At 72.1% G+C, this 18837-nt stretch carries 16 protein-coding genes; 6 read left to right on the top strand and 10 right to left on the bottom strand.

Annotation, left to right across the window (positions count from 1 at the left end):
• Positions 1-51: 51 nt before the first annotated feature.
• Positions 52-891 carry a hypothetical protein gene (locus K4G64_RS11950; protein WP_221756006.1) on the bottom strand — a complete coding sequence of 280 codons (840 nt, stop codon included), beginning with the start codon at positions 889-891 and terminating at the stop codon, positions 52-54.
• 84 nt (positions 892-975) lie between these two features.
• Between K4G64_RS11950 and K4G64_RS11955 the strand changes: the two genes are divergently transcribed.
• Together K4G64_RS11955 and K4G64_RS11960 are read left to right on the top strand one after the other, a co-directional pair.
• Complete coding sequence (locus K4G64_RS11955; RefSeq protein WP_221756007.1) at positions 976-1761, top strand: SDR family oxidoreductase; 786 nt, start codon at positions 976-978, stop codon at positions 1759-1761.
• Between the two features lie 139 nt (positions 1762-1900).
• Positions 1901-3475 (top strand): sodium:solute symporter family protein, encoded by a 1575-nt coding sequence (locus K4G64_RS11960; protein WP_221756008.1) that lies wholly within the window; start codon positions 1901-1903, stop codon positions 3473-3475.
• A 63-nt stretch (positions 3476-3538) separates the two neighbouring features.
• Here the strand turns inward: K4G64_RS11960 and K4G64_RS11965 are convergent, their stop codons facing one another.
• From K4G64_RS11965 to K4G64_RS11980, 4 genes are all read right to left on the bottom strand, one after another.
• On the bottom strand, positions 3539-4837 hold the full coding sequence (locus tag K4G64_RS11965) for a phytase (protein WP_260460356.1): 1299 nt from the start codon (positions 4835-4837) through the stop codon (positions 3539-3541).
• 199 nt (positions 4838-5036) lie between these two features.
• The gene (locus tag K4G64_RS11970; protein WP_221756009.1) at positions 5037-6155 is read right to left on the bottom strand and encodes an ADP-ribosylglycohydrolase family protein; all 1119 of its coding nucleotides are present in this window, start codon (positions 6153-6155) and stop codon (positions 5037-5039) included.
• Between the two features lie 91 nt (positions 6156-6246).
• Positions 6247-8112, bottom strand: coding sequence for an MFS transporter (locus K4G64_RS11975; protein ID WP_221756010.1), 1866 nt, complete (start codon positions 8110-8112; stop codon positions 6247-6249).
• 159 nt (positions 8113-8271) lie between these two features.
• Complete coding sequence (locus K4G64_RS11980) at positions 8272-11295, bottom strand: D-alanyl-D-alanine carboxypeptidase (protein WP_308122338.1); 3024 nt, start codon at positions 11293-11295, stop codon at positions 8272-8274.
• Positions 11296-11531: 236 nt separating this feature from the next.
• Here K4G64_RS11980 and K4G64_RS11985 point away from each other — a divergent pair, with 236 nt between their 5' ends.
• The 3 genes from K4G64_RS11985 (at position 11532) to K4G64_RS11995 (ending at position 13782) form a co-directional block, all read left to right on the top strand.
• Positions 11532-12287 (top strand): GPP34 family phosphoprotein, encoded by a 756-nt coding sequence (locus tag K4G64_RS11985; protein ID WP_031103362.1) that lies wholly within the window; start codon positions 11532-11534, stop codon positions 12285-12287.
• Between the two features lie 248 nt (positions 12288-12535).
• Positions 12536-13393, top strand: coding sequence for a helix-turn-helix transcriptional regulator (locus tag K4G64_RS11990; protein WP_190899899.1), 858 nt, complete (start codon positions 12536-12538; stop codon positions 13391-13393).
• 197 nt (positions 13394-13590) lie between these two features.
• Entirely contained in the window at positions 13591-13782 is a 192-nt protein-coding gene (locus K4G64_RS11995; RefSeq protein WP_221756012.1) for a DUF397 domain-containing protein, read from the top strand.
• Positions 13783-13888: 106 nt separating this feature from the next.
• Here the strand turns inward: K4G64_RS11995 and K4G64_RS12000 are convergent, their stop codons facing one another.
• From K4G64_RS12000 to K4G64_RS12010, 3 genes are all read right to left on the bottom strand, one after another.
• A complete protein-coding gene (locus K4G64_RS12000) occupies positions 13889-14773 on the bottom strand; it encodes a MerR family transcriptional regulator (protein ID WP_221756013.1) in 885 nt (294 codons plus the stop codon).
• 72 nt (positions 14774-14845) lie between these two features.
• Positions 14846-15349, bottom strand: a complete 504-nt coding sequence (locus K4G64_RS12005; protein WP_260460350.1) for a glutathione peroxidase — start codon at positions 15347-15349, stop codon at positions 14846-14848.
• Between the two features lie 9 nt (positions 15350-15358).
• A complete protein-coding gene (locus K4G64_RS12010) occupies positions 15359-16351 on the bottom strand; it encodes a helix-turn-helix transcriptional regulator (RefSeq protein ID WP_221756014.1) in 993 nt (330 codons plus the stop codon).
• A gap of 70 nt (positions 16352-16421) precedes the next feature.
• Between K4G64_RS12010 and K4G64_RS12015 the strand changes: the two genes are divergently transcribed.
• Positions 16422-17618: an MFS transporter gene (locus K4G64_RS12015; RefSeq protein WP_221756015.1), complete on the top strand. Its 1197-nt coding sequence runs from the start codon at positions 16422-16424 to the stop codon at positions 17616-17618.
• On the opposite strand, the gene K4G64_RS12020 is transcribed toward K4G64_RS12015, so the two are convergent.
• Together K4G64_RS12020 and K4G64_RS12025 are read right to left on the bottom strand one after the other, a co-directional pair.
• Positions 17607-18092, bottom strand: a complete 486-nt coding sequence (locus K4G64_RS12020) for a MarR family winged helix-turn-helix transcriptional regulator (RefSeq protein WP_221756016.1) — start codon at positions 18090-18092, stop codon at positions 17607-17609. The genes K4G64_RS12015 and K4G64_RS12020 overlap by 12 nt on opposite strands.
• Positions 18093-18138: 46 nt before the next feature.
• Positions 18139-18822: a hypothetical protein gene (locus K4G64_RS12025; protein WP_221756020.1), complete on the bottom strand. Its 684-nt coding sequence runs from the start codon at positions 18820-18822 to the stop codon at positions 18139-18141.
• Between the last annotated feature and the right edge of the window lie 15 nt (positions 18823-18837).

Consider the following 18837-nt stretch of genomic DNA (forward strand, 5'->3'; position numbering starts at 1 on the left):
TCGCGCACCACGCCGGGTCCCCTCGGGTGCGCCCACCGCGCCGCGCCGATCTCAGCGCAGCAGGTCCACGTACGTGTCCGTGCCCGGCACCGTCGGGATGAACGGGGCCACCAGCTCCACCCTGCCCAGGCCCGACTCCGCCACCGCCGCGTCGAGGTCCGTGAAGCAGGGCTCCCAGCACTCCCGCGGGTCCGTCTGGAGGAACCACAGCAGTGTCAGCCGGGTGTCGACGCCCTCGACCTGCTTCACGTACGTCATGCGGTCGCCGGGCAGGGGGGTCGGGCGGAAGAGCGTCACCAGCGCGGCCGGGGAGCCCGCCAGGCGTTTGGGGAGGTGGCGGGTGCGCAGCCACTGAAGGAGCGGGGCGCGCTGCTCGGGGGTGCCGGCCTCGACGACCTGGAGGACCAGGCCCGCGTAGGGGTGGTCGAGGGCGTGGACGTCCCGGGGGCCGGCCGCCCCGTCGCGGTAGACCGTCGCCTCGTGGTTCTGGAACGCCGTGAGGACGTGGGTGCGGTCGTGGTAGACGCGGGCGTCCCGGTTGAGGCGCTTGTTGATGGCGACCGTCCAGCGCATGTGGTCGTCGTAGCGGCCGGCGGTGATCCAGTACGTCGAGAGGTAGCAGCCCGCGGTGACCGGCTGGGCGATCGCCGACTTCTCGGGGTAGCGCAGGAGTTGGAGGTCCCGGGTCGCCACCCAGCGGCGGCCCGCGTACATCCAGGGCATGGCCATCGCGCCGGCGTAGTAGTGGTCGTCCTCGTACCAGCGGTTGTAGGCGTACTCGTGGCCGGGATGCGGCTCGACCATGGTGATGAGGGCGTGCCCGGGGTGGGTGCCGTAGGGGCCGACGGCGGCCAGCTCGGCGTACAGCTCGCTGCGGGTGTCCTCGCTCATGCCCTTCCCCTTCGTCGGTGACTGACCCATACTCTGACGCTCCGTCAGATAGAACACCAGGGTCCGGTCCGGGGAGGTCCTGCCATGTCACTGCTCGCGGGAAAGACGGTCGTCGTGTCGGGGGTCGGGGCCGGGCTCGGGCGGCAGGTCGCGGCGGCCGTCGTGCGGGACGGCGGGCGGGTCGTGCTCGGGGCCCGCACGGAGGCGAGCCTGGCGAAGACGGCCGCCGAGATCGACCCCGGCGGTGCGTGCACCGTGTACCGCGCCACGGACATCCGTGACGAGGCACAGTGCGAGGCGCTGGCCGGGGTGGCGCGGGAGCGGTTCGGCGGGATCGACGCCGTCGTCCATGTGGCCGCGCTGGACGGCTACTTCGGCGGTCTCGAGGACGCAGACTTCGAGTCCTGGCGGTCCGTCCTCGACGTGAACCTGCTGGGCACGCTGCGGATGACCCGGGCCTGTCTGCCGTCGCTCAAGGAGGCCGGTGGATCCGTCGTGTTCATCGGGACGCAGTCGGCGGTGGCCGCCCCCTCGCAGGTGCGGCAGGCGGCGTACGCGGCCTCGAAGGGGGCGCTGACGAGCGCGATGTACTCGCTGGCGCGGGAGCTCGGGCCGTACCGGATCCGCGTCAACACCGTGCTGCCCGGCTGGATGTGGGGGCCGCCGGTGCAGGCGTACGTCCGGTTCACGGCACAAACGGAGGACGTGGACGAGGCGACCGTCCTGGAGCGGCTGGCCGGGCGGATGGCGCTGCCCGAGCTGGCCACGGACGCGGACGTGGCCGATGCGGCGGTGTTCCTGGCGTCGGACCGGGCACGGGCCATCACCGGGCAGTCCTTGCTGGTCAACGCGGGGGAGTTGATGCGATGAGCCGAGATGATGCGTTCATGTAGATGAACCAAGGCCATCACGACGAACGATTTTGCCTCCCCTTGACCCTACGGTTACTTGTCGTGTTCACGCGGCAGCGCCCACGATGAGCGCCGGGCTGATCCCTGGGAGGGCGCACATGAACGGTCTCGACTGGGCCGTGCTCATCGGCTACTTCGCCGTGATGGTCGCGATCGGTGTCTGGTCGCACAAACGCGTCGACGACGTCAGTGACTTCTTCACCGCGGGCGGCAAGATGCCCTGGTGGCTGTCCGGCATCTCGCACCACATGTCGGGCTACAGCGCGGTGATGTTCACCGGCTACGCGGGGATCGCCTACACCTACGGCGTCACGTCGTTCGTCACCTGGTCCTTCCCCATCGCCCTCGGCATCGCCATCGGGTCGAAGCTGTTCGCGCCGCGCATCAACCGGCTGCGCTCCCGGCTCCACGTGGCCTCCCCGCTGGAGTACCTGAAGAACCGCTACGACCTGAAGACGCAGCAGGCGCTGGCCTGGTCCGGGATGCTGCTGAAGATCGTGGACGTGGGCGCGAAGTGGGCCGCCATCGCCACCCTGCTGTCCGTCTTCACGGGGATCTCCCTCAACCAGGGCATCCTCATCACCGGCGGCATCACGGCGATCTACTGCACGATCGGCGGCCTCTGGGCCGACGCGCTGACCGAACTCGGCCAGTTCATCATCCAGTTGCTGGCCGGCATCGCGATGTTCGTGGCGGTGTTCGTACGCCTCGACGACCACGGCGGCTTCTTCGGCGTCTGGGACTCGCCCGAGCTCCAGGGCCACGAGAAGCCGCTGGTCGGGCCGTACGGCACGGTGTTCCTGCTCGCGTTCCTCTTCATCAAGCTCTTCGAGTACAACGGCGGCATGCTCAACCAGGCCCAGCGCTACATGGCCACGCCGAACGCCAAGGAGGCCGAGCGCTCCGCCCGGCTCTCGGCGATCCTCTGGCTGGTCTGGCCCCTGGTCCTGTTCTTCCCCATGTGGATGTCGCCGCTGCTGGTCGAGTCGCAGAAGCCGGACGGCTCGGACTCCTACGCCCTGATGACCGAACAGCTCCTGCCGCACGGCCTGCTGGGCCTGGTCATCGTCGGCTTCTTCTCGCACACCATGGCCATGTGCTCCTCCGACGCCAACGCCATCGCGGCCGTCTTCACCCGGGACTGCGCGCCGGTGATCTGGGCCCGGGCCCGGGCCTGGAACCAGAGCCAGGGCCTGCGGGTCGCCCGCATCGCCACGGTCGTCTTCCTCGGTCTGTCCATGGCGGCGGCGACCCAGGTCAACTCCCCGGCGTTCAAGGACATCATCACGGTCGTCATCAAGTGGGTGGCCGGACTGATGGGCCCGATGGCGATCCCCATGATGCTGGGCCTGCTGCGCGCGTTCCGCCGCTCCGGCCCCACCGCGGCCCTCGTCAGCTGGTCGATGGGCCTGCTCGCCTTCTGGCTGGTGAACTACCCGGTCAACTGGAACGTCGAGGGCGGCGTGCCGCTCCAGTACCAGGTGTCGATCCCGCTGGCGGTCTCGCTGGTCCTGTACATCCTCGTCGGCTACATCCGGCCGGAGGACACACCGGAGCGGCTGGCGATCATCGAGAAGATCAACACGGACGGGGACGGCGCCGCAGCGGCCGCCGTGCCGGCGCCTGCCGGTGGTGTGGAGGACAGCGCCGTGCGCACGGCGGTGAAGGACTAGCGGCCGCACGGCCGCGACGATCGTGCGTTCTCCGCCCGCAACGGGCGGAGAACGCAAGGCTGTTCAGTCGTCCTCGTCCAGCGCGCGGCTGACCTTGCGCAGGTCGACGAACTTGAAGTCGGTGTTGTCCCGGACCTCTCCGTCCCCGTCCGTCTCGCCCGGGGTGTTGTGCCCATCCTGCACCACGAGCAGGCCGTTCGGGTAGCGGGAGCCGAGGGGGGCGTTGAGCACGGCGGCGCCGTCGCGCTCCTCGGAGCCGTCGACGGTCCCGGCGGTGATCCGGAAGCCGCTCTCGTACTCGTTGTCGTCGGAGACCTCGCGGTCGTACGCGGCGAAGGTGTTGTCGCCCTGGCTGGAGGCGAGCAGGTAACCGTCACCGCCGCCCTCGTCCAGGATGGTCAGGCCCTCGACGTCGGCGGACAGGTGCGTGCCGCCGTAGCCGGGGTCGGCGCCCGCGACGCACTCCTCGGTCGCCTCGTCGTAGGTGGCGGGGACGCCGTACTCCCGGACCTTGTCGATCAGCTTCGGCCGGCCGCCGAGGTCGGCGGGAAGCCGCCAGATGCCGACGTCCTCCTGACCGGCGTAGAGCACCTTGTTCGCCGGGTCCACGACCATGCCCTCGACCTGCGGGAGGTCGCCCGGGTCGGTGCAGGGCGTCCAGGACGAGCCGTTCGGGAGGGTGAAGGAGGCGGGCAGGTCGTAGGTGCGCACCTGCCGGTAAGTGACCGCTCCGGCGGCGGTGGTCCGCAGCTCCAGCAGGGCGAGCCGGGTGCGGCTGCGCCGGCTGACCACGGCGTACGAGCGGCCGGTGGCCTTGTCCTTCCAGGTGGCCAGACCGTAGGGGGTGGCCTGGTCCTTGACCTCGTCCTGGGTCTTCGAGAAGACCAGCGGGGCGTTCGGGTCGGTGACGTCGGTCAGCGGCCGGGCGGCGCCGGGGGTGATGCGGTAGATCCGCAGGTGGTCGCGGCCGCGGTCGGTGACGACGGCGACGTCTGCGCGGCCGGTCGGCAGCGGGAACCCGGAGATCAGGTCCACGTTGTTGAAGCGGCCGGGCTTGTCGTCGGGGGTGGGGGCGGGCGGCGCCGGGATCGACTGCACCTCCTTGCCGGCCAGGTCGTACACGCGCAGGCCGCCCTCCTTGGCGGTGGCGATCACCAGACTGGCGTCGGGGTCGCCGGCGTTGCGCCAGATCGCCGGGTCGTCGGCGTCGGCGTTGCCGCCGGCGTCGTCGCCGTGAAGGGCCGGGGTCTCGGTGGTGGCGGTCACCCCCGGGAGCCCGGAGCCGGCGGCCCGGGCCGGGGCGGGCAGAACCGCCATGGCCGCCAGAGCCGCGGCGATCGCGGCCGTCTGTGTCCCGCGCAGGTTGCGCACAGTGCCTCCACGAAGGGGGGTGAACGGACGAGCCCGGTGCAGCAGTCGCAGGACGGTGGTCCCGCGTCGGGCCGTGCAGATCCTGTGGACCGAAGGTGACGGGACGACCACGGTACGGTGACGTGCCCATGCCACGGGAGTGAGCAATGAGAAGGGGCGCGATTCACACGTGAGAAACGTGTGCGCCGTCCTACACGCCGCGCGGGTACCGGGCCAGCCAGCCCGGGGACGAGCCCGCCGGGCCGTGCAGGGCCGGCCCCTGCGTCATCTCCATGGCGAAGTCGTCGGCCAGTTCCAGGATGGTGGGGCGGCCCTCCAGCTCGGCCAGCCAGGCCGGCGGCAGGGCGGTCTCCCCGTGCAGCGCGCCGAGCAGACCGCCGGTCAGCGCGCCGGTGGTGGCCGAGGGGCCGTCGTGGTTCACCGCGAGGCACAGCCCGTGCCGGACGTCCGCCGCGACCAGCGCGCAGTACACGGCGGCGGCCACGAGCCCCTCCGCCGTACCCGCCCCGCTCAGCTCGGCCACGCGCTCCGGGCCCGGCATGCCCTGCCGCACGGCGCCCAGCGCATGCTGCAGCGCGTCCGACACCGGCTGGTGCCCCGGCCGGGCGGCCAGCAGCCCCAAGGCCCGCTGCACGGCGGCGTCGAGGCTCTCGCCCAGCGCCAGCGCGTGCACGACCACGGCGTACGCACCCGCCGCGAGGGCAGCGGTGGGGTGGCCGTGGGTCTGCGCGGCGCACTCCACGGCGAGCTGGGCGACCAGCTGCGGCTCCCAGCCCACCAGCAGCCCGAAGGGCGCCGACCGGGCGGCGGCCTCGGCCCCGGCCTCCCCAGGGTTCTTGGGTGCCTCCGGGGTTCCCATGGTCTCGTCGCCGAGCCCCAGCAGCAGGGAGCGACTGGGGTCGCGCCGCGCGTACAGCCACTCCTCCCGCGCCAGCCACCCGTCTTCCTTGCGGCGCTCGTCGGGCCCCCAGTCGCGCTGCGTGGCGGCCCAGCGCAGATACGCCCGGTGCAGATCGGTCGGCGGATGCCAGGCGCCGGTGTCCCGTCTGACCTGGGCCCGGATCAACCCGTCGACGGAGAACAGGGTGAGCTGGGTGAGGTGCGTGACCGCGCCGCGTCTGCCGTAGGCGGGGGCCAGGTCCACCAGGCCCTCCGCCCCGTACGCCTCCCGGACGGCGTCCATGGTCAGCCTGTCGACGGGCGTGCCCAGCGCGTCTCCCACGGCCACGCCGAGCAGGGTCCCGCGCACCCGGCTGCGGAAGTCCTGCTGCTCTGTACGGCCCCAGACGGCGCCGGCAGTCGCACCCACCTAGACCTCCCCAGGGGCACCGTCCACACGTACGACTTCAGCACTGTAATCGAACGGGAACGATGGGTTCAGAGGGGTGCGAGGGACCGGCTCAGCGCAGTTCCTCCGGGCACGGCGTGCCCCGCGGAAGCTGGTACGGCGCCGCCAGGCGGTAGGTCCCGGCCTTCGGGGCGAGCAGCTCCGTCCACTTGTCGCCCTGCGCGTCCTCCTCCGTCTCCGCCAGGCAGCCGTTGACGTTCACATACGTCTTCGGTTCACCCTCGGGACGGTTCCTGGACTCCTCCGTCTCCTGCGGCGGCTTCAGGCTCTTGCCCTCCGCGTCGACGATGCTCAGCCAGGGCGAGTAGGGGATGCGGACCAGGACCCGGCCCGCCTTCTTCACCTGGAGGACCATCTCGCCCTGCTCGGCCCGGTCGACCACGGTGTTCGGCTCGGCCAGCGGGGTCGGGGCGGTCACCCTGAACAGCTGCCAGGTGTCGTTGCCCCAGATCTGGGTCAGATACGGCAGCCCGCGCCGCACCAGCGCCCGCTCCCTCTGACCCCCGTCACCGTCCGGCTCGCCCTTCGGCAGGACGACGTAGTGCACGGCCCAGCGCTTCAGCCACTCGTGGTAGTTCGCCGAGTTGAGGGTGTCGTCGTAGAAGAGGGGGTTGCGCTCCATGTCGGCCTGGCGGTTCCAGCCGCGGGCCAGATTGACGTACGGGGCGAGCGCGGAGGCCTCGCGGTGGGAGCGGGCGGGGACGACCTCCACCCGGCCCTTCTCGGCGCCGACCTCCTGCAACTCGTTGACGAGCGGCGCGAGCTCGCGCGACCAGGACGCCGCGGGGGCCGTGTGCACGATGTCGTCGACCGTCTTGAAGCCGATCCACACGCCGAAACCGCACAGTGCCACCACGGCCGCGTACCACTTGCGGCTGCGCGGCACCGTGAACGGCAGCGCGGCGACCAGCGCGACCCCGGCGAACAGCATCGCCAGCCGCGTGATGTTCGAACCGATCTGGGAGCTGATCAGCCACACCAGCACGACCCCCAGGCCGTACACCGCGGCCGTGAGCCGGACCGTCTTCCAGTCCCGCGGCACCAGCACGTAGGCGAGGACCGAGAACGCGAGCGGCAGCAGCACCGAGCCGATCATCATCGGCTGCGTGCCCGAGAACGGGAACAGCCACGCCGACACCGCCACCACCGCGCTCGGCGCCAGACCCAGCGCCCATGCGCCCGGCCGCCGCTTCTGCAGGAACAGCGCCACCGCCACCAGGCCCACGAACAGGCCCGCGACCGGTGACGCCATGGTGGCCAGCGCGGCCAGCGGCGCCGCGCTCAGGGCCTTCGCCCAGCGCTTGTACCGCCACCGGTAGGGCCAGCAGAACACGACGGCGACCGCGCCGAGCGCGAACATCATGCCCAGACCGAACGTCACCCGCCCCGACACCGCGTTGCAGAACAGCCCGAACACGCCCGCCAGCGACGCCCACAGGGGGTTGCGCACGGAGCGGCTGCGCAGCAGGAGCAGGGTCAGCAGCCCGGCGGAGACCGTCCCCGCGATCATCATCGTGGTGCGCACACCGAGCACCGACATCAGATACGGCGACACCACGCTGTACGACACCGGGTGCATCCCGCCGTACCAGGCGAGGTTGTACGCCGAGTCCGGGTGCCGGCCGACGAACTCGGCCCACGCGTCCTGCGCGGCCAGATCGCCGCCGCTGTTCGCGAACGTGAAGAACCAGAGGATGTGCAGGGCCGCGGCCAGGCCCGTGACGGACAGGACCGGGTGCCGCAGCATGCGCTCGCGCAGCGCCAGGACGGGGGCGGGCCACTCGAACCGCGAGCCGCCGTCCTCAGGCGCGCCGCTTCCGGACGCGCTGTCTTCCGGTGCTTCGGGCAGGCGTATTCGCGGGCCTGATACCGAGCCCGGTTCGGCGTCGTCTGCGCGTGTCGGCTCCGCAGTGGCCACTCGAAGGCACTCCCCGTGTCCCGTCTTCTGTTCTCGGCTTCCGCTGCCGCGTGGCCGCGAGCGGTGACCTGTCCCGGTTCGGGACGCTAGCACGCACCCCGCCGGGCAGCGCCCGGACGGGCCGTTACCGGCGGAGTGCGGTGGTGCGGCCGCCCCGGGTCAGCCGAGGCGCGTGAGCTTGGCGGCGAAGCCCGGCTCCGCCAGGTCCTTCTGGAGGGCGACCGGAACCTTCACGGCGCTGGTGGTCCCGTCGCCGACGGTGAGCGTGCCCACCTTGGTGCCGGCCTCGGCCGTGTGCGGCAGGTCGTCACCGGCGAACGTCAGCTTGACGGACAGGCCCGCCCAGCCGACGGCCGTGACGTCCTCGGTGACGGCGACCGGCGTGCGGCCGCCGAGACCGTCGTCCGCGTACCCGACGACTTCGCCCTTCTTGAGGATCGTCGCCGACTCCAGCGCGCCCTGCGCGGCCCGGATCAGCTTGTCGCCCTCATGGAGAGCCGCGCCAAGGATCGTGTTGTCCGGGCCGCCGGCGGGCTGGCGAACGACCGCGCCGATGATCCGGTGGGTCTCGCCGTTCACGTCCTTCTTGGCCGCGAAGACGAGGTTGCCGAGCGCCGAGGTGGTGGTGCCGGTCTTGATGCCGGTGACGTTGTTGTAGCCGACCAGGCGGTTCCAGTTGTCGTGCTTCTTCTGCTTGTAGTCGACGTACGACATCATCGTCGCGACCTCGCGGAACGCCGGCTGGAGCATGGCGGCCTTGGCGAGCTTCACCTGGTCCACGGCCGTGGAGACGGTCGTGTTGTTGAGGCCCGACGGGTCGGTGTACGTCGTGTTCTTCATGCCGAGGTCCTTGGCGGCGTCGTTCATCTTCTGCACGAACGCCTTCTCGGACTTCGCGTCCCAGCGGGCGAGCAGTCGCGCCACGTTGTTCGCGGACGCGATCAGGATGCTCTCCAGGGCCTCCCGCTGGGTGATCTTGTCGCCCTTGGTGACGTCGACGGTGGACTCCTGGCCGGCGTCGGACTGGTCCTGCGCGGCCTGGTCGATCAGGATCTTCGGGCCGTCCTCGCCGCTCTTGAGCGGGTGGTCGCGCAGGATGACGTAGGCGGTCATGACCTTGGCGACGCTCGCGATCGGGACGGGCTTCTGCTCGCCGGAGGACCCGAACGTGCCGATGCCCTGGACGTCCAGCGCGGCCTGGCCGTCGGCGGGCCAGGGGATGTCGACCTTGCCGCCCTCGAAGGTGTAGCTGTCCTTGGCGGTGAGTTCGAGGGTGGGCGAGGGGAGCGGGCGCACGCTCTGCACGACCGCGAGGACCACGATCAGCAGCAGCACCAGCGGCGTCCAGATCTTCACCCGCCGGGCGGCCGTCCGCAGCGGGGTCTCCGGGGGCGGCGGGGTGTTCGTGAGCTCGGCCAGCAGATCCAGCGGCGGCTTGGGCGGCAGCGGCTGCTGCGTGGTGCGCTCGGGGCCGACGGTGGGGACGGGTGCGGTGGCCTCGGCCGGGGCGACGGGCTTCTTCGCCGCCGGGTCGTCCAGGGGCTTGAGCGCGACGAACTTGCTGGTCCGCTCGGCGTCCTTCTCCGGGGCGTCCTTCTTCGGAGCGTCCGTTGTCGGAGCGTCCTTCTTCGGGAGGTCCGACTTCGGGAGGTCCTTGGCCGCGCCCCCGAGCTTCAGCATGGTGGTGGGCTGATCGACCGGTGGCCGCAGGGTCTTGAAGACGGCGGTGGGCTGGTCGACGGGGCGTTCGGTGGGGGCGTCGTCGTCGGTCGAGCCGTCAGTCCTGTCCGGCTTGCCGGACTTGGGGCCTTCGGCCGGGGCCTTGGTGGCGCCGGCGTCGTTCTTGGCGTCGGCGGTCTTGGCGTCGGCGGTCTTGGGTGCGGCGGCCTTGGGTGCGGTCCTGGCGGCGGGGGCCTTCGACTCGGGCTCGGCGTCGCCGGAGACCCGCGGGTCCGCGGGCTCGGAGGCCTTGTCGTCGGTCTTCTCGGCGGCCTCGGCGGTGCCGGTGCTGCCGCCCTTGGCGGAACGGTCCGCCTCGGGCGCGTCGGCCTCGTCCGCGGCGCCCCGGGCCACCTCGTCGCGCCCGGCCTCGCGGCGGTGGGAGTCGTCCGCGCCGTTGTCCGCGTTCCCGGCGTCGGACGGGGTCTGCGACGCCCCTGCGGCCTTCCCGGCCTCCTGGTGGGCGTCGGTGTCGGCCTCGGCGGGCTCGTCCGTGCGCTCGGCGGCCTCTCGGGCGCCCTTGGCACCACCCTTGGCGGCGGCAGACTCCTCGCCCCCGTCCGCAGAGGCGACCCACGCGGCGACGACATCCCGCAGCCGCCCGTCGGTGCCCTCGGCGTCGGCGGCCGCCTTGTCGGCCCCGGACTCCTCGGACCCCACGGAGGAGCCGGAAGCACCCTCCCCGGCGTCAGCCGCGGCCTCCTCGGTCTCCTCGGCGGTCGAGCCGTCCCCGGACCGCCCGGAGTTACCCGCAGCGCCGTCCGCCGCGCCCTCGGTGCCCGAGTCGCCCTCGGCTCTCTCGGCGTCCGCGTCGCCTGCGGTCCGCCCGGCGTTGCGCGCCGCGCTCTTCGTGCCCGAGGCGCCCTCGGTCCTCTCGGCGTCTGCGTCAGCCGCCGTGCTCTTCGTGTCCGAGTCGTCCTTGGTGCCCTCGGTGTCCGCGTCACCCGTAACCCGCCCGGCGTCGCCCGCGGCGCTCTTGGTGCCCGAGTCGTCCTCGGTCCCCTCGGCGTCCGCGTCGCCCGCGGTCCGCCCGGCGTTGCGCGCCGCGCTCTTCGCGTCCGAGTCGTGCTCGGTCCTCTCGGCGTCCGCGTCAGCCGCAGCCCGCCCGGCGTCGCCCGCGGCGCTCTTGGTGCCCGAGTTGCCCTCGGCCTTCTCGGCGTCCGCGTCAGCCGCCGTGCTCTTCGTGTCCGAGTCGCCCTCGGCCCGGCCCGCGTCGTTCTCCGGCTTCGGGTCGCCCGCGGAGCGCCCCGTGTTCCCCGGGGTCTCGGCCGTGCGTGTGGACAGCACGCGCGTCGCCGTGTCGGCACCGCCCCGTGCCGCGGACTTCTCCGCGTCCCGGGCGACCGCGAGCCGCGGATCGGCCGCGGCTTCGCTCCTGGCCTCCGGAACCGGACTCGCGCTCCCCGACGTCTCTCGTGCCGACGACTCGCGCTGCTTCGACCTGTCGGGGGACTCGCCCGCCACCGATGCCTCCTCCTCGCGCCGCTGCTCCCCGCGTGCGCGTACCGAACCGTGAACCGCCGCCCGTGACACCGCTCCGGCGCTGTCCGAACCATGTACCAGTGTCCTGTGTGCGGGCCAAACCCATCCGGTAGACGAGAACGACATACCTACTGGTTCCACTACGAACCGGTCACGCACCCTCGACAGACCAATGTGAGAGGGGTCACCCTGTCTTTCATCCACGCGGGGAGGCATGGATGGGCAGGAGCCGCAGAACACTTCCGGAAGAGCTTCTGCTGCTGGCGTTGGACCCGACCACGGGTACCACCGCACAGCCGCAGTCGCTCGACCTCGGTCTGGCCGGAGCACAGCTAGTAGAGCTGGCGCTGGCCGGACGGATAGCCCCAGACGGGGATCGTATCGCCGTGGTGGCGCCACGGCCGACAGGAGATCCAACACTGGACTGCGCACTGGAGTTGCTGCGAAGGCGTGGCGCTCCCGTGCGAGCCGTCCACTGGATTGGCGGGCCGCGTCTCGGGCTGCGCCAGACCTACCTCTCGCATCTGGAGCGGTGCGGCATGGTGCATGCCGTGGCGGGCCAGATGTGCGGGGTGCTGCCGACGACTCGCTACCAGGCGACGGACACCGAGATCAGCCGGGAGATCAGGGCCCGGCTGGACTCCGCGATCCGCACCGGCGTACCGCCGGACCCGCGGACCGCGGCACTCGCGGCCCTCGCCCACGCGGTCGGCCTCGGCAAGCACCTGTACCCGGGCAACGAGGGACGCTCCTCTCGCTCCCGGCTCAGGGACCTGATCAGGCACGACCCCATGGGCGGTCTCGTCGCGCACGCGGTGATGGACGTCCAGAACGGCGTCGCGGCCCAGCCGCGCCGCAACCCGGCACCGTCCGGCCGTCAGGCCGCCGGCGGCACCAGGCCCGCAGCGGAGCCCGCCCGGGGGGTTCCGATGCAACCGCGCCACGGAAGCATGGCGCGCGTCGCGGCCCACTGAGCCGCGCCGCGCCGGCACGGCCTACGACCGGAACACGCACCACGGGACCCGAACCCGGTCACGGGAGCCGCTGTCCGAGCGGGGCGGAGAGAGCACACACTCTCTTCGCCCCGCTCGGCGTGTCGTGCCCGAACTGGCGTGTACCCGTCGCATATCCACCGTTTCCCAGCGGTAGTAAGCACCTTGGTGGCAGTCTGCTCAACAGCAGATACGCAAAGTAGAGGCACGCAGCCGGAGGTGCACGTCCCGTGGCGTCCAATGTCAATCCCACCGTCAGGCGGCGCCGGCTGGGCCAGGAGCTCCGCAGGCTCCGTGAGCTCAAGGGCATGACGGCCGAAGAGGTGGCCGAGCGGCTGCTGGTGTCGCAGTCGAAGATCAGCCGGCTGGAGAACGGACGGCGCAGCATCAGCCAGCGCGACGTCCGCGACCTGTGCGGGGTCTACGAGGTCGAGGACCAGCGCATCGTCGACTCGCTCATGCAGATGGCCAAGGACTCCCGGCAGCAGGGCTGGTGGCACGCCTTCGGGGACATCCCCTACAGCGTCTACATCGGCCTGGAGACGGACGCCGAGTCGCTGCGGGTCTACGAACCCCAGATCATCACCGGCCTGTTGCAGACCCGGGCCTACGCCGAGGCCATCATCCGCGGCGGCTCGCCCGAGGCCTCGGACGCGGACAACGACAAGCGTGTCGAGGTCCGGCTGCGCCGGCAGGGCCGGATCACCGCCGACACCGAACCGCTGCGGCTGTGGGTGGTCCTGGACGAGGCGTCCCTGCACCGGGTCGTCGGCAGCCGGCCGGTGATGCGCGAGCAGCTGGAGCACCTCATCGAGATGTCGCAGCTGCCCCACATCACCGTGCAGGTCCTGCCGTTCGAGGTGGGCGCGCACGCGGGCATCAACGGCCAGTACTCGATCCTGGAGTTCGCCGACGCGGCCGACTCGAGCGTGGTCTACATCGAGGGCGTCACCAGCGACCTGTACCTGGAGAAGCCGCTCGACGTGCAGAAGTACACGGTGATGTACGAGCACCTGCGCGCGCAGTCGCTGAACGTCGACCAGTCCCGGCAGCTCATCGAGAACGTGGCGAAGGAGTACGCGCGCTGAGCCGCCGCCGGAGGATGATCTTCCGTCGGGCAAAGCGCGGGATGTTACACCCCTGACACACCTGACTGGAAGTCTCCTCTGGAATATGCCATCCAGTCGAGTGAATGACTGCTCCGAACGAGGATGTTGGCGAGTAGCGTCGATCACGCCAACCACCAGCACAGGTTGGCGTAAACGCAACTGGCAACGGAGCGAACATGGCAATTCGTCTGGGCGCCACGGAAACGTGGACGACGTCCTCCTACACCAACAACAACGGCGCGTGCGTGATGGTCAGGTCGACCGTCACCGAGGCCCTGGAGCTCGGGGACACCAAGATCCCCGAGGGCCCCAAGCTGGCGTTTCCCGCCGACGCGTGGAACGCCTTCGTGGCCTCGGTCAAGGCCTGACCCCGCGACCGACAGCACCACAAGCACCACCGACAGAGCCCTCTCGACCAGCATCGCCGTCCTTGCCGAGAGGGCTCCGTTTGTGCCCGCGGGACCCCGAGGGGGATCAGCTCACCGGGAACGCCACGTCACACACCGGGTCCTCGGGCCCCGTCGCCGCCCAGTCCGCGAAGTAGAGCTCCCGGCAGGGGCCCGTCGCCGTCAGCCCCCGCGCCGCCATCCACTCCTCCACCGCCTCGAACGCGGCCAGGATCTGCGGGTGCGCCACCTGCGCCTTGGTGATCCTGGTGTACGCCAGCCGCCGGGCAGGCTCCACCCGTACCGCCGTCTCCCACGACCTCCCCCGCCGCTCCACCCAGGCCCGGGCCGCCTCCTCGTCAGCCACCGGCACACACGCCTCCGCCGGACCGTCGCTCTCCATCGACACCTCCGAGTGATAGGCGACGTACGGCACCCCGGCCACGCCCCCGCACTCGCGGGCCGCCTCCTCCAGCCGGCCCAGCGCCGCCCCGATCCACGCCGGCAGCTCGTCCGCCAGCGTGTGCCGCATCTCGCAGATCACCACCTGCGCAGGTGTCTCCACCGTCTCGACCGTGAACTTCCCGTACATCTCGGAGCTCCTCCCCGACAGCCGTCCACGGAGGTACTCGGCGAGCGTCCGCTGCCCCGCCACCCGCGCCTCGACGTCCGCCCAGTACGCGCCGAGCAGCTCGGCAGCCCCGGCCCCGTCGCCCGCCCCGACCACCTCGGCGATCCGGGCGAGCGGCATGTCCAGCTGCCGCAGCATCGCCACGAGCCGGGCCCGTTCGACCTGGCCGGCGCGGTAGTAGCGGTAGCCGGTCGCTTCGTCGACCTGCGCCGGCGCCAGCAGGCCCAGCCGGTCGTACAGCCGCAGGGCCTTCGGCGACAGGCGGGCACGCGCGGCGAACGCCCCGATGGTGAGCAGCTCCAGGTTCGGTTCCGGTCCGTCCACCACGGCATCCTCCGTCATCGGGCGGCTCTTCCGCCCGATGACGAGGACGCTCGGGCCTGACCCAGGGGCAAGGTCAAGCAGCGGCGGCCGTCAGGCCAGCTGGGCCTCGATCGCCGCCACGACCTCCGCCGCGTCCGGCTCGGTCTGCGGCGAGAAGCGGGCGACGACCTGCCCGTCGCGGCCGATGAGGAACTTCTCGAAGTTCCAGCGGATGTCCCCGCTGTGCCCCTCGGCGTCCGCGAAGCCGGTCAGGCGGTCGTACAGCGGGTGCCGGCCCTCGCCGTTCACCTCGACCTTCTCGGTCAGCGGGAAGGTCACGCCGTACGTGGCCGAGCAGAACTCGGCGATCTCGTCGGCGCTGCCGGGCTCCTGCCCGAGGAACTGGTTGCAGGGCACGCCGAGGACGCTGAAGCCGCGCCCGGCGTACTGCTCGTGGAGCTTCTCCAGGCCCGTGTACTGCGGGGTCAGGCCGCACTTGGAGGCGACGTTCACCACGAGCACCGCCTTGCCCGCGTACTGGGACAGGTCGGCCGGGCCGCCCTGCAGCGCACCGATCTCGACGTCGAGGGGAGAGGAACCGTTGGTAGTCGTCATGAGCAGACCCTAGCTCCGCCGCTTCCCGGGCCGGTCCCGGGCCTCGGCGGCGTCCACCAGGACCTGCCCCGCCGCCGTCCGCGAGTACAGCACCGACCTGCCCGCCCGACGCCGCTCCACCAGACCGGCGTCCAGCAGCACCCGCAGATGCCGCCCGACCGAGCCGAGCCCCTGCCCGGTCACGGCGACCAGCTGGCTGGTGCTCAGCGGCGAGCCCAGCCGGACCAGCACACCGGCGCGGGCCGTGCCGAGCAGCGCGCCCAGACTCGCGGGCACGGGCCTGCCGTCGGGGTCGGCGAGCGCCCCGGCGCACGGGTAGACCAGCGCGTACCGGTCCGTCCCCTCCCACGCCACCCAGCCGATGTGCTGCGTCGTGATGGGCACGAAGACCAGCTCCGCGCCGGAGAGCTCGCGCGGCGGGTACTCGTGCGCGTTGACCTGGAGCCGGTTCTCCCCGAGCCACTGCGTTCCCGGCCGCAGCGTGTCCAGCGCGCTCGCCCAGCCACCCCGGCTGACCTGCGCGGTCCGCGCGACCACATCGGCTTCCAGGATGCGCCGGCGCCGCGGCCAGTACGGCAGCACGGCCGTGGTCCAGACGTACGTCAGCAGGTCCGCGGCGCGCTCCGGCAGGTCGCCCCGGTGCAGCCGGGCCGGAACCGGGCCGCGCAGCGAGACGGTCAGGTCGGCGCGGGCCGCCTGAGGGTCGGCCGCCCGCACCCGTGCCACCCCCTGCTCGAAGGTCTCCCCGTCGCGCGGGGCGGGGGAGAGGAAGTCGGCCGTCCACTCCCGCCCGATCCCGGCGCGGATCAACTGCGCGGTCACCGGGTCCTGAGCGAGCCGCCGCCGGTAGGCCGGCAGATGCGCGTCGAGCCACCGTCGCTCGCCGGGATGCGCCGCCTCGGCGCCGTGCAGCAGCCGCAGACTCGCGAAGGCCTCGGCGAACGGCGAGATCACGAACCGGCTCCCGGCCAGGGTGTCGGCGTTGACCTGCCACCAGCCCATGCCGCCCCCTCACCTTTCGCGCCCCGGCGAAACAATAACGAGCCCTCGACGCCCGCCGGAGACTCGCCGCATGCGCAGCTACCGCCAGCTCTTCCACACTCCGGAGTTCACCCCCCTCTTCCTCGCCTCCTCGGCAACCGGCGTGGCCCAGACGATCAGTGGACTGGCCCTGGGTGTCCTGGTGTTCCGCGCGACGGGCTCGCCCCTGCTGTCGGCGCTGAGCATGTTCGGGCCGTCGCTGACGCAGGTGCTCGGGGCGACGTTCCTGCTGTCGGGGGCCGACCGCCTGCCCCCGCGGTCCACCCTGACCGGCATCTCCCTTGCGTTCGCCGCCGGCACGGCCGCGCTCGCCCTGCCCGCCCTTCCCCTCTGGGGCGTCTTCGCCGTCCTCGTCGGTCAGGGTCTGGTCGCCTCGCTCGGCGGGGGAGTGCGCTGGGGCCTGGTGAACGAGATTCTCTCCAAGGACGGCTACCTGCTGGGTCGTTCGGTCTTCAACATGATGTCGGGGGTCACGCAGATCATCGGGTTCGCCACCGGAGGCGTCCTGGTGGCGGTCCTCTCACCGCGGACGGGCCTGCTGCTCGCGGCGGCGCTCTACGTCGTGGCGGCGCTCGTGATCCGCCTGTGCCTGTCCCCGCGCCCGCCCCGTGCGACGGGCCGCCCCTCGGCGTCGGCGACCTGGCGCGCCAACGCCCTCCTCTGGTCCTCGCCGCCCCGCCGCCAGGTCTATCTGGCTCTGTGGATCCCCAACGGCCTGATCGTCGGCTGCGAATCCCTCTACGTCTCCTACGCCCCCGACGCCGCCGGCACCCTGTTCGCCTGCGCGGCGCTGGGCATGCTCGCCGGGGACGTGCTGGTCGGCCGTATGCTGCCGCCACGCCTGCGCCCCCGCCTGGGCTTCCCGCTCCTGCTGCTCCTGGCCGTCCCGTACGTGCCGTTCCTCCTTCATCCGGCGCTGCCGCTGGCGGCGGCCGCGGTGACGCTGGCCTCCGTGGGGTTTGGCGCGAGCCTCGTACAGCAGGAGCGCCTGGTGGCCCTCACCCCCGACGAGCTGTCGGGGCATGCCCTGGGGCTGCACTCGGCGGGGATGCTCACCATGCAGGGGGTCGCGGCGGCACTGGCGGGCTCCCTGGCCCAACTCACCTCTCCCGCGCAGGCGATGACCATGATGGCCGTGGGGTCGGCGGGGGTGACGCTGCTGCTGATGGGGGCGGCGAGGCGGGAAGAACGCAGGACGGTGAGCTGTGAGACCGGCTCAGGAGGGTGAGCCGCCGCAGACCACGGCCGTTCGGCCCTCCACGAACACCTCGGGAACCTCGTTGTCCGCCACGACCCGTGACAGCAGGACGGCCAGACGGTCCCGCTCGGCGACGCTCAGCCCGGACGGCAGTGCCTCCATGCGACGGCAGGTCTCGGCGTAGAACTTCCCGGCGAGCGCGGCCCCTTCGTCGGTCAGCCCCACCCGCACGGCCCGACCGTCGCGCGGGTCGGCCTCCCGCCGCACCAGTCCGCGCCGCACCGTCCGGTCCACCAGCCCGGTCAGGCTCGACTTCGCGAGCCCGAGCGTCTCGCCGAGCTCGCTCATCCCGTACGGCTGGGGCATCAGCACGCACAGCAACTGCCCCTGCTGCGGCGTCAGTCCGTACGCCCGGCTGGCCTCCGCGTACACACCGTCGACCAGGAACGCCGCGCGCACGAGCGCGGCGACGACCCCCACCTGCCCGGCTGCCCCGTTCCCCATCGGCTCAGGGTACCGACCGGTAGGTCCCCGTGCGGGGTCGCGCGGGTCACTCCTCGTCCGGGGCCTCGCCCTCGATGAGGCGTTCCGCGATGTCGTCGGCCCACTCCTGGGCCCAGCGGCGCAGCCCGGCGACGGACGGCCCGTCGAGGCCCTGCGCGGTGAACGCCCTGTCGTCGAGCCAGTCCGTGCCCGTCAGCCGGGCCTGGAGGTCGGTGAGGTCGAAGGTGTCGGGGGCATGGCGGCGGCCGAGCTCCTCGAGCTCGGGGTGGCTCCAGCGGGCCGAGGCGGCCCGGACGTCGACCAGGTCGCGCGCGAGACCGCGGTCGGCCAGGTCCCGCACCCGGGTGCCGACGAGGTCGTCGAGGGCGAGCGCCGGACCGAGCTCCGTCTGAACGGCCGGGCGCCACAGCACCTCCTTGTGGAGGGCGACCTGGTACTCCACGCCGCTCGGCGCGTCCGTCACCAGGAACTGGGCGGACAGCGGCCCGGCCTCCAGGGTCTGCACCAGCCAGCCGCGCCCCACCAGCCCGCTGCGGACCGCGTCCGCGACGGTCTCCAGCGCGGCCGGGTGCTCGGTGGCCAGGTCCACGTCCGGCCCGGTCCGCTCCACCAGCCCGTGCGCCAGCGCCGCGTACCCGCCGGCGAGGACGAGCGAGTAGGCCTCACCCACCGCCAGCAGATCACCCAGAAGCCGGCCGGTGGACTCGGGGACGGGGAGGGGGTCGGGCATGCCCTGATTATCGCG

Source organism: Streptomyces sp. WAC04114, from assembly GCF_019733245.1.
Classification (GTDB): domain Bacteria; phylum Actinomycetota; class Actinomycetes; order Streptomycetales; family Streptomycetaceae; genus Streptomyces; species Streptomyces massasporeus_A.

Bases quoted from the DNA above. Each gene is read 5' to 3' on its own strand.
- K4G64_RS11950 (WP_221756006.1), bottom strand. From the start codon at position 891: ATGAGCGAGGACACCCGCAGCGAGCTGTACGCCGAGCTGGCCGCCGTC.
- K4G64_RS11955 (WP_221756007.1), top strand. From the start codon at position 976: ATGTCACTGCTCGCGGGAAAGACGGTCGTCGTGTCGGGGGTCGGGGCC.
- K4G64_RS11960 (WP_221756008.1), top strand. From the start codon at position 1,901: ATGAACGGTCTCGACTGGGCCGTGCTCATCGGCTACTTCGCCGTGATG.
- K4G64_RS11985 (WP_031103362.1), top strand. From the start codon at position 11,532: ATGGGCAGGAGCCGCAGAACACTTCCGGAAGAGCTTCTGCTGCTGGCG.
- K4G64_RS11995 (WP_221756012.1), top strand. From the start codon at position 13,591: ATGGCAATTCGTCTGGGCGCCACGGAAACGTGGACGACGTCCTCCTAC.
- K4G64_RS12000 (WP_221756013.1), bottom strand. From the start codon at position 14,773: ATGACGGAGGATGCCGTGGTGGACGGACCGGAACCGAACCTGGAGCTG.
- K4G64_RS12005 (WP_260460350.1), bottom strand. From the start codon at position 15,349: ATGACGACTACCAACGGTTCCTCTCCCCTCGACGTCGAGATCGGTGCG.
- K4G64_RS12010 (WP_221756014.1), bottom strand. From the start codon at position 16,351: ATGGGCTGGTGGCAGGTCAACGCCGACACCCTGGCCGGGAGCCGGTTC.
- K4G64_RS12015 (WP_221756015.1), top strand. From the start codon at position 16,422: ATGCGCAGCTACCGCCAGCTCTTCCACACTCCGGAGTTCACCCCCCTC.
- K4G64_RS12020 (WP_221756016.1), bottom strand. From the start codon at position 18,092: ATGGGGAACGGGGCAGCCGGGCAGGTGGGGGTCGTCGCCGCGCTCGTG.
- K4G64_RS12025 (WP_221756020.1), bottom strand. From the start codon at position 18,822: ATGCCCGACCCCCTCCCCGTCCCCGAGTCCACCGGCCGGCTTCTGGGT.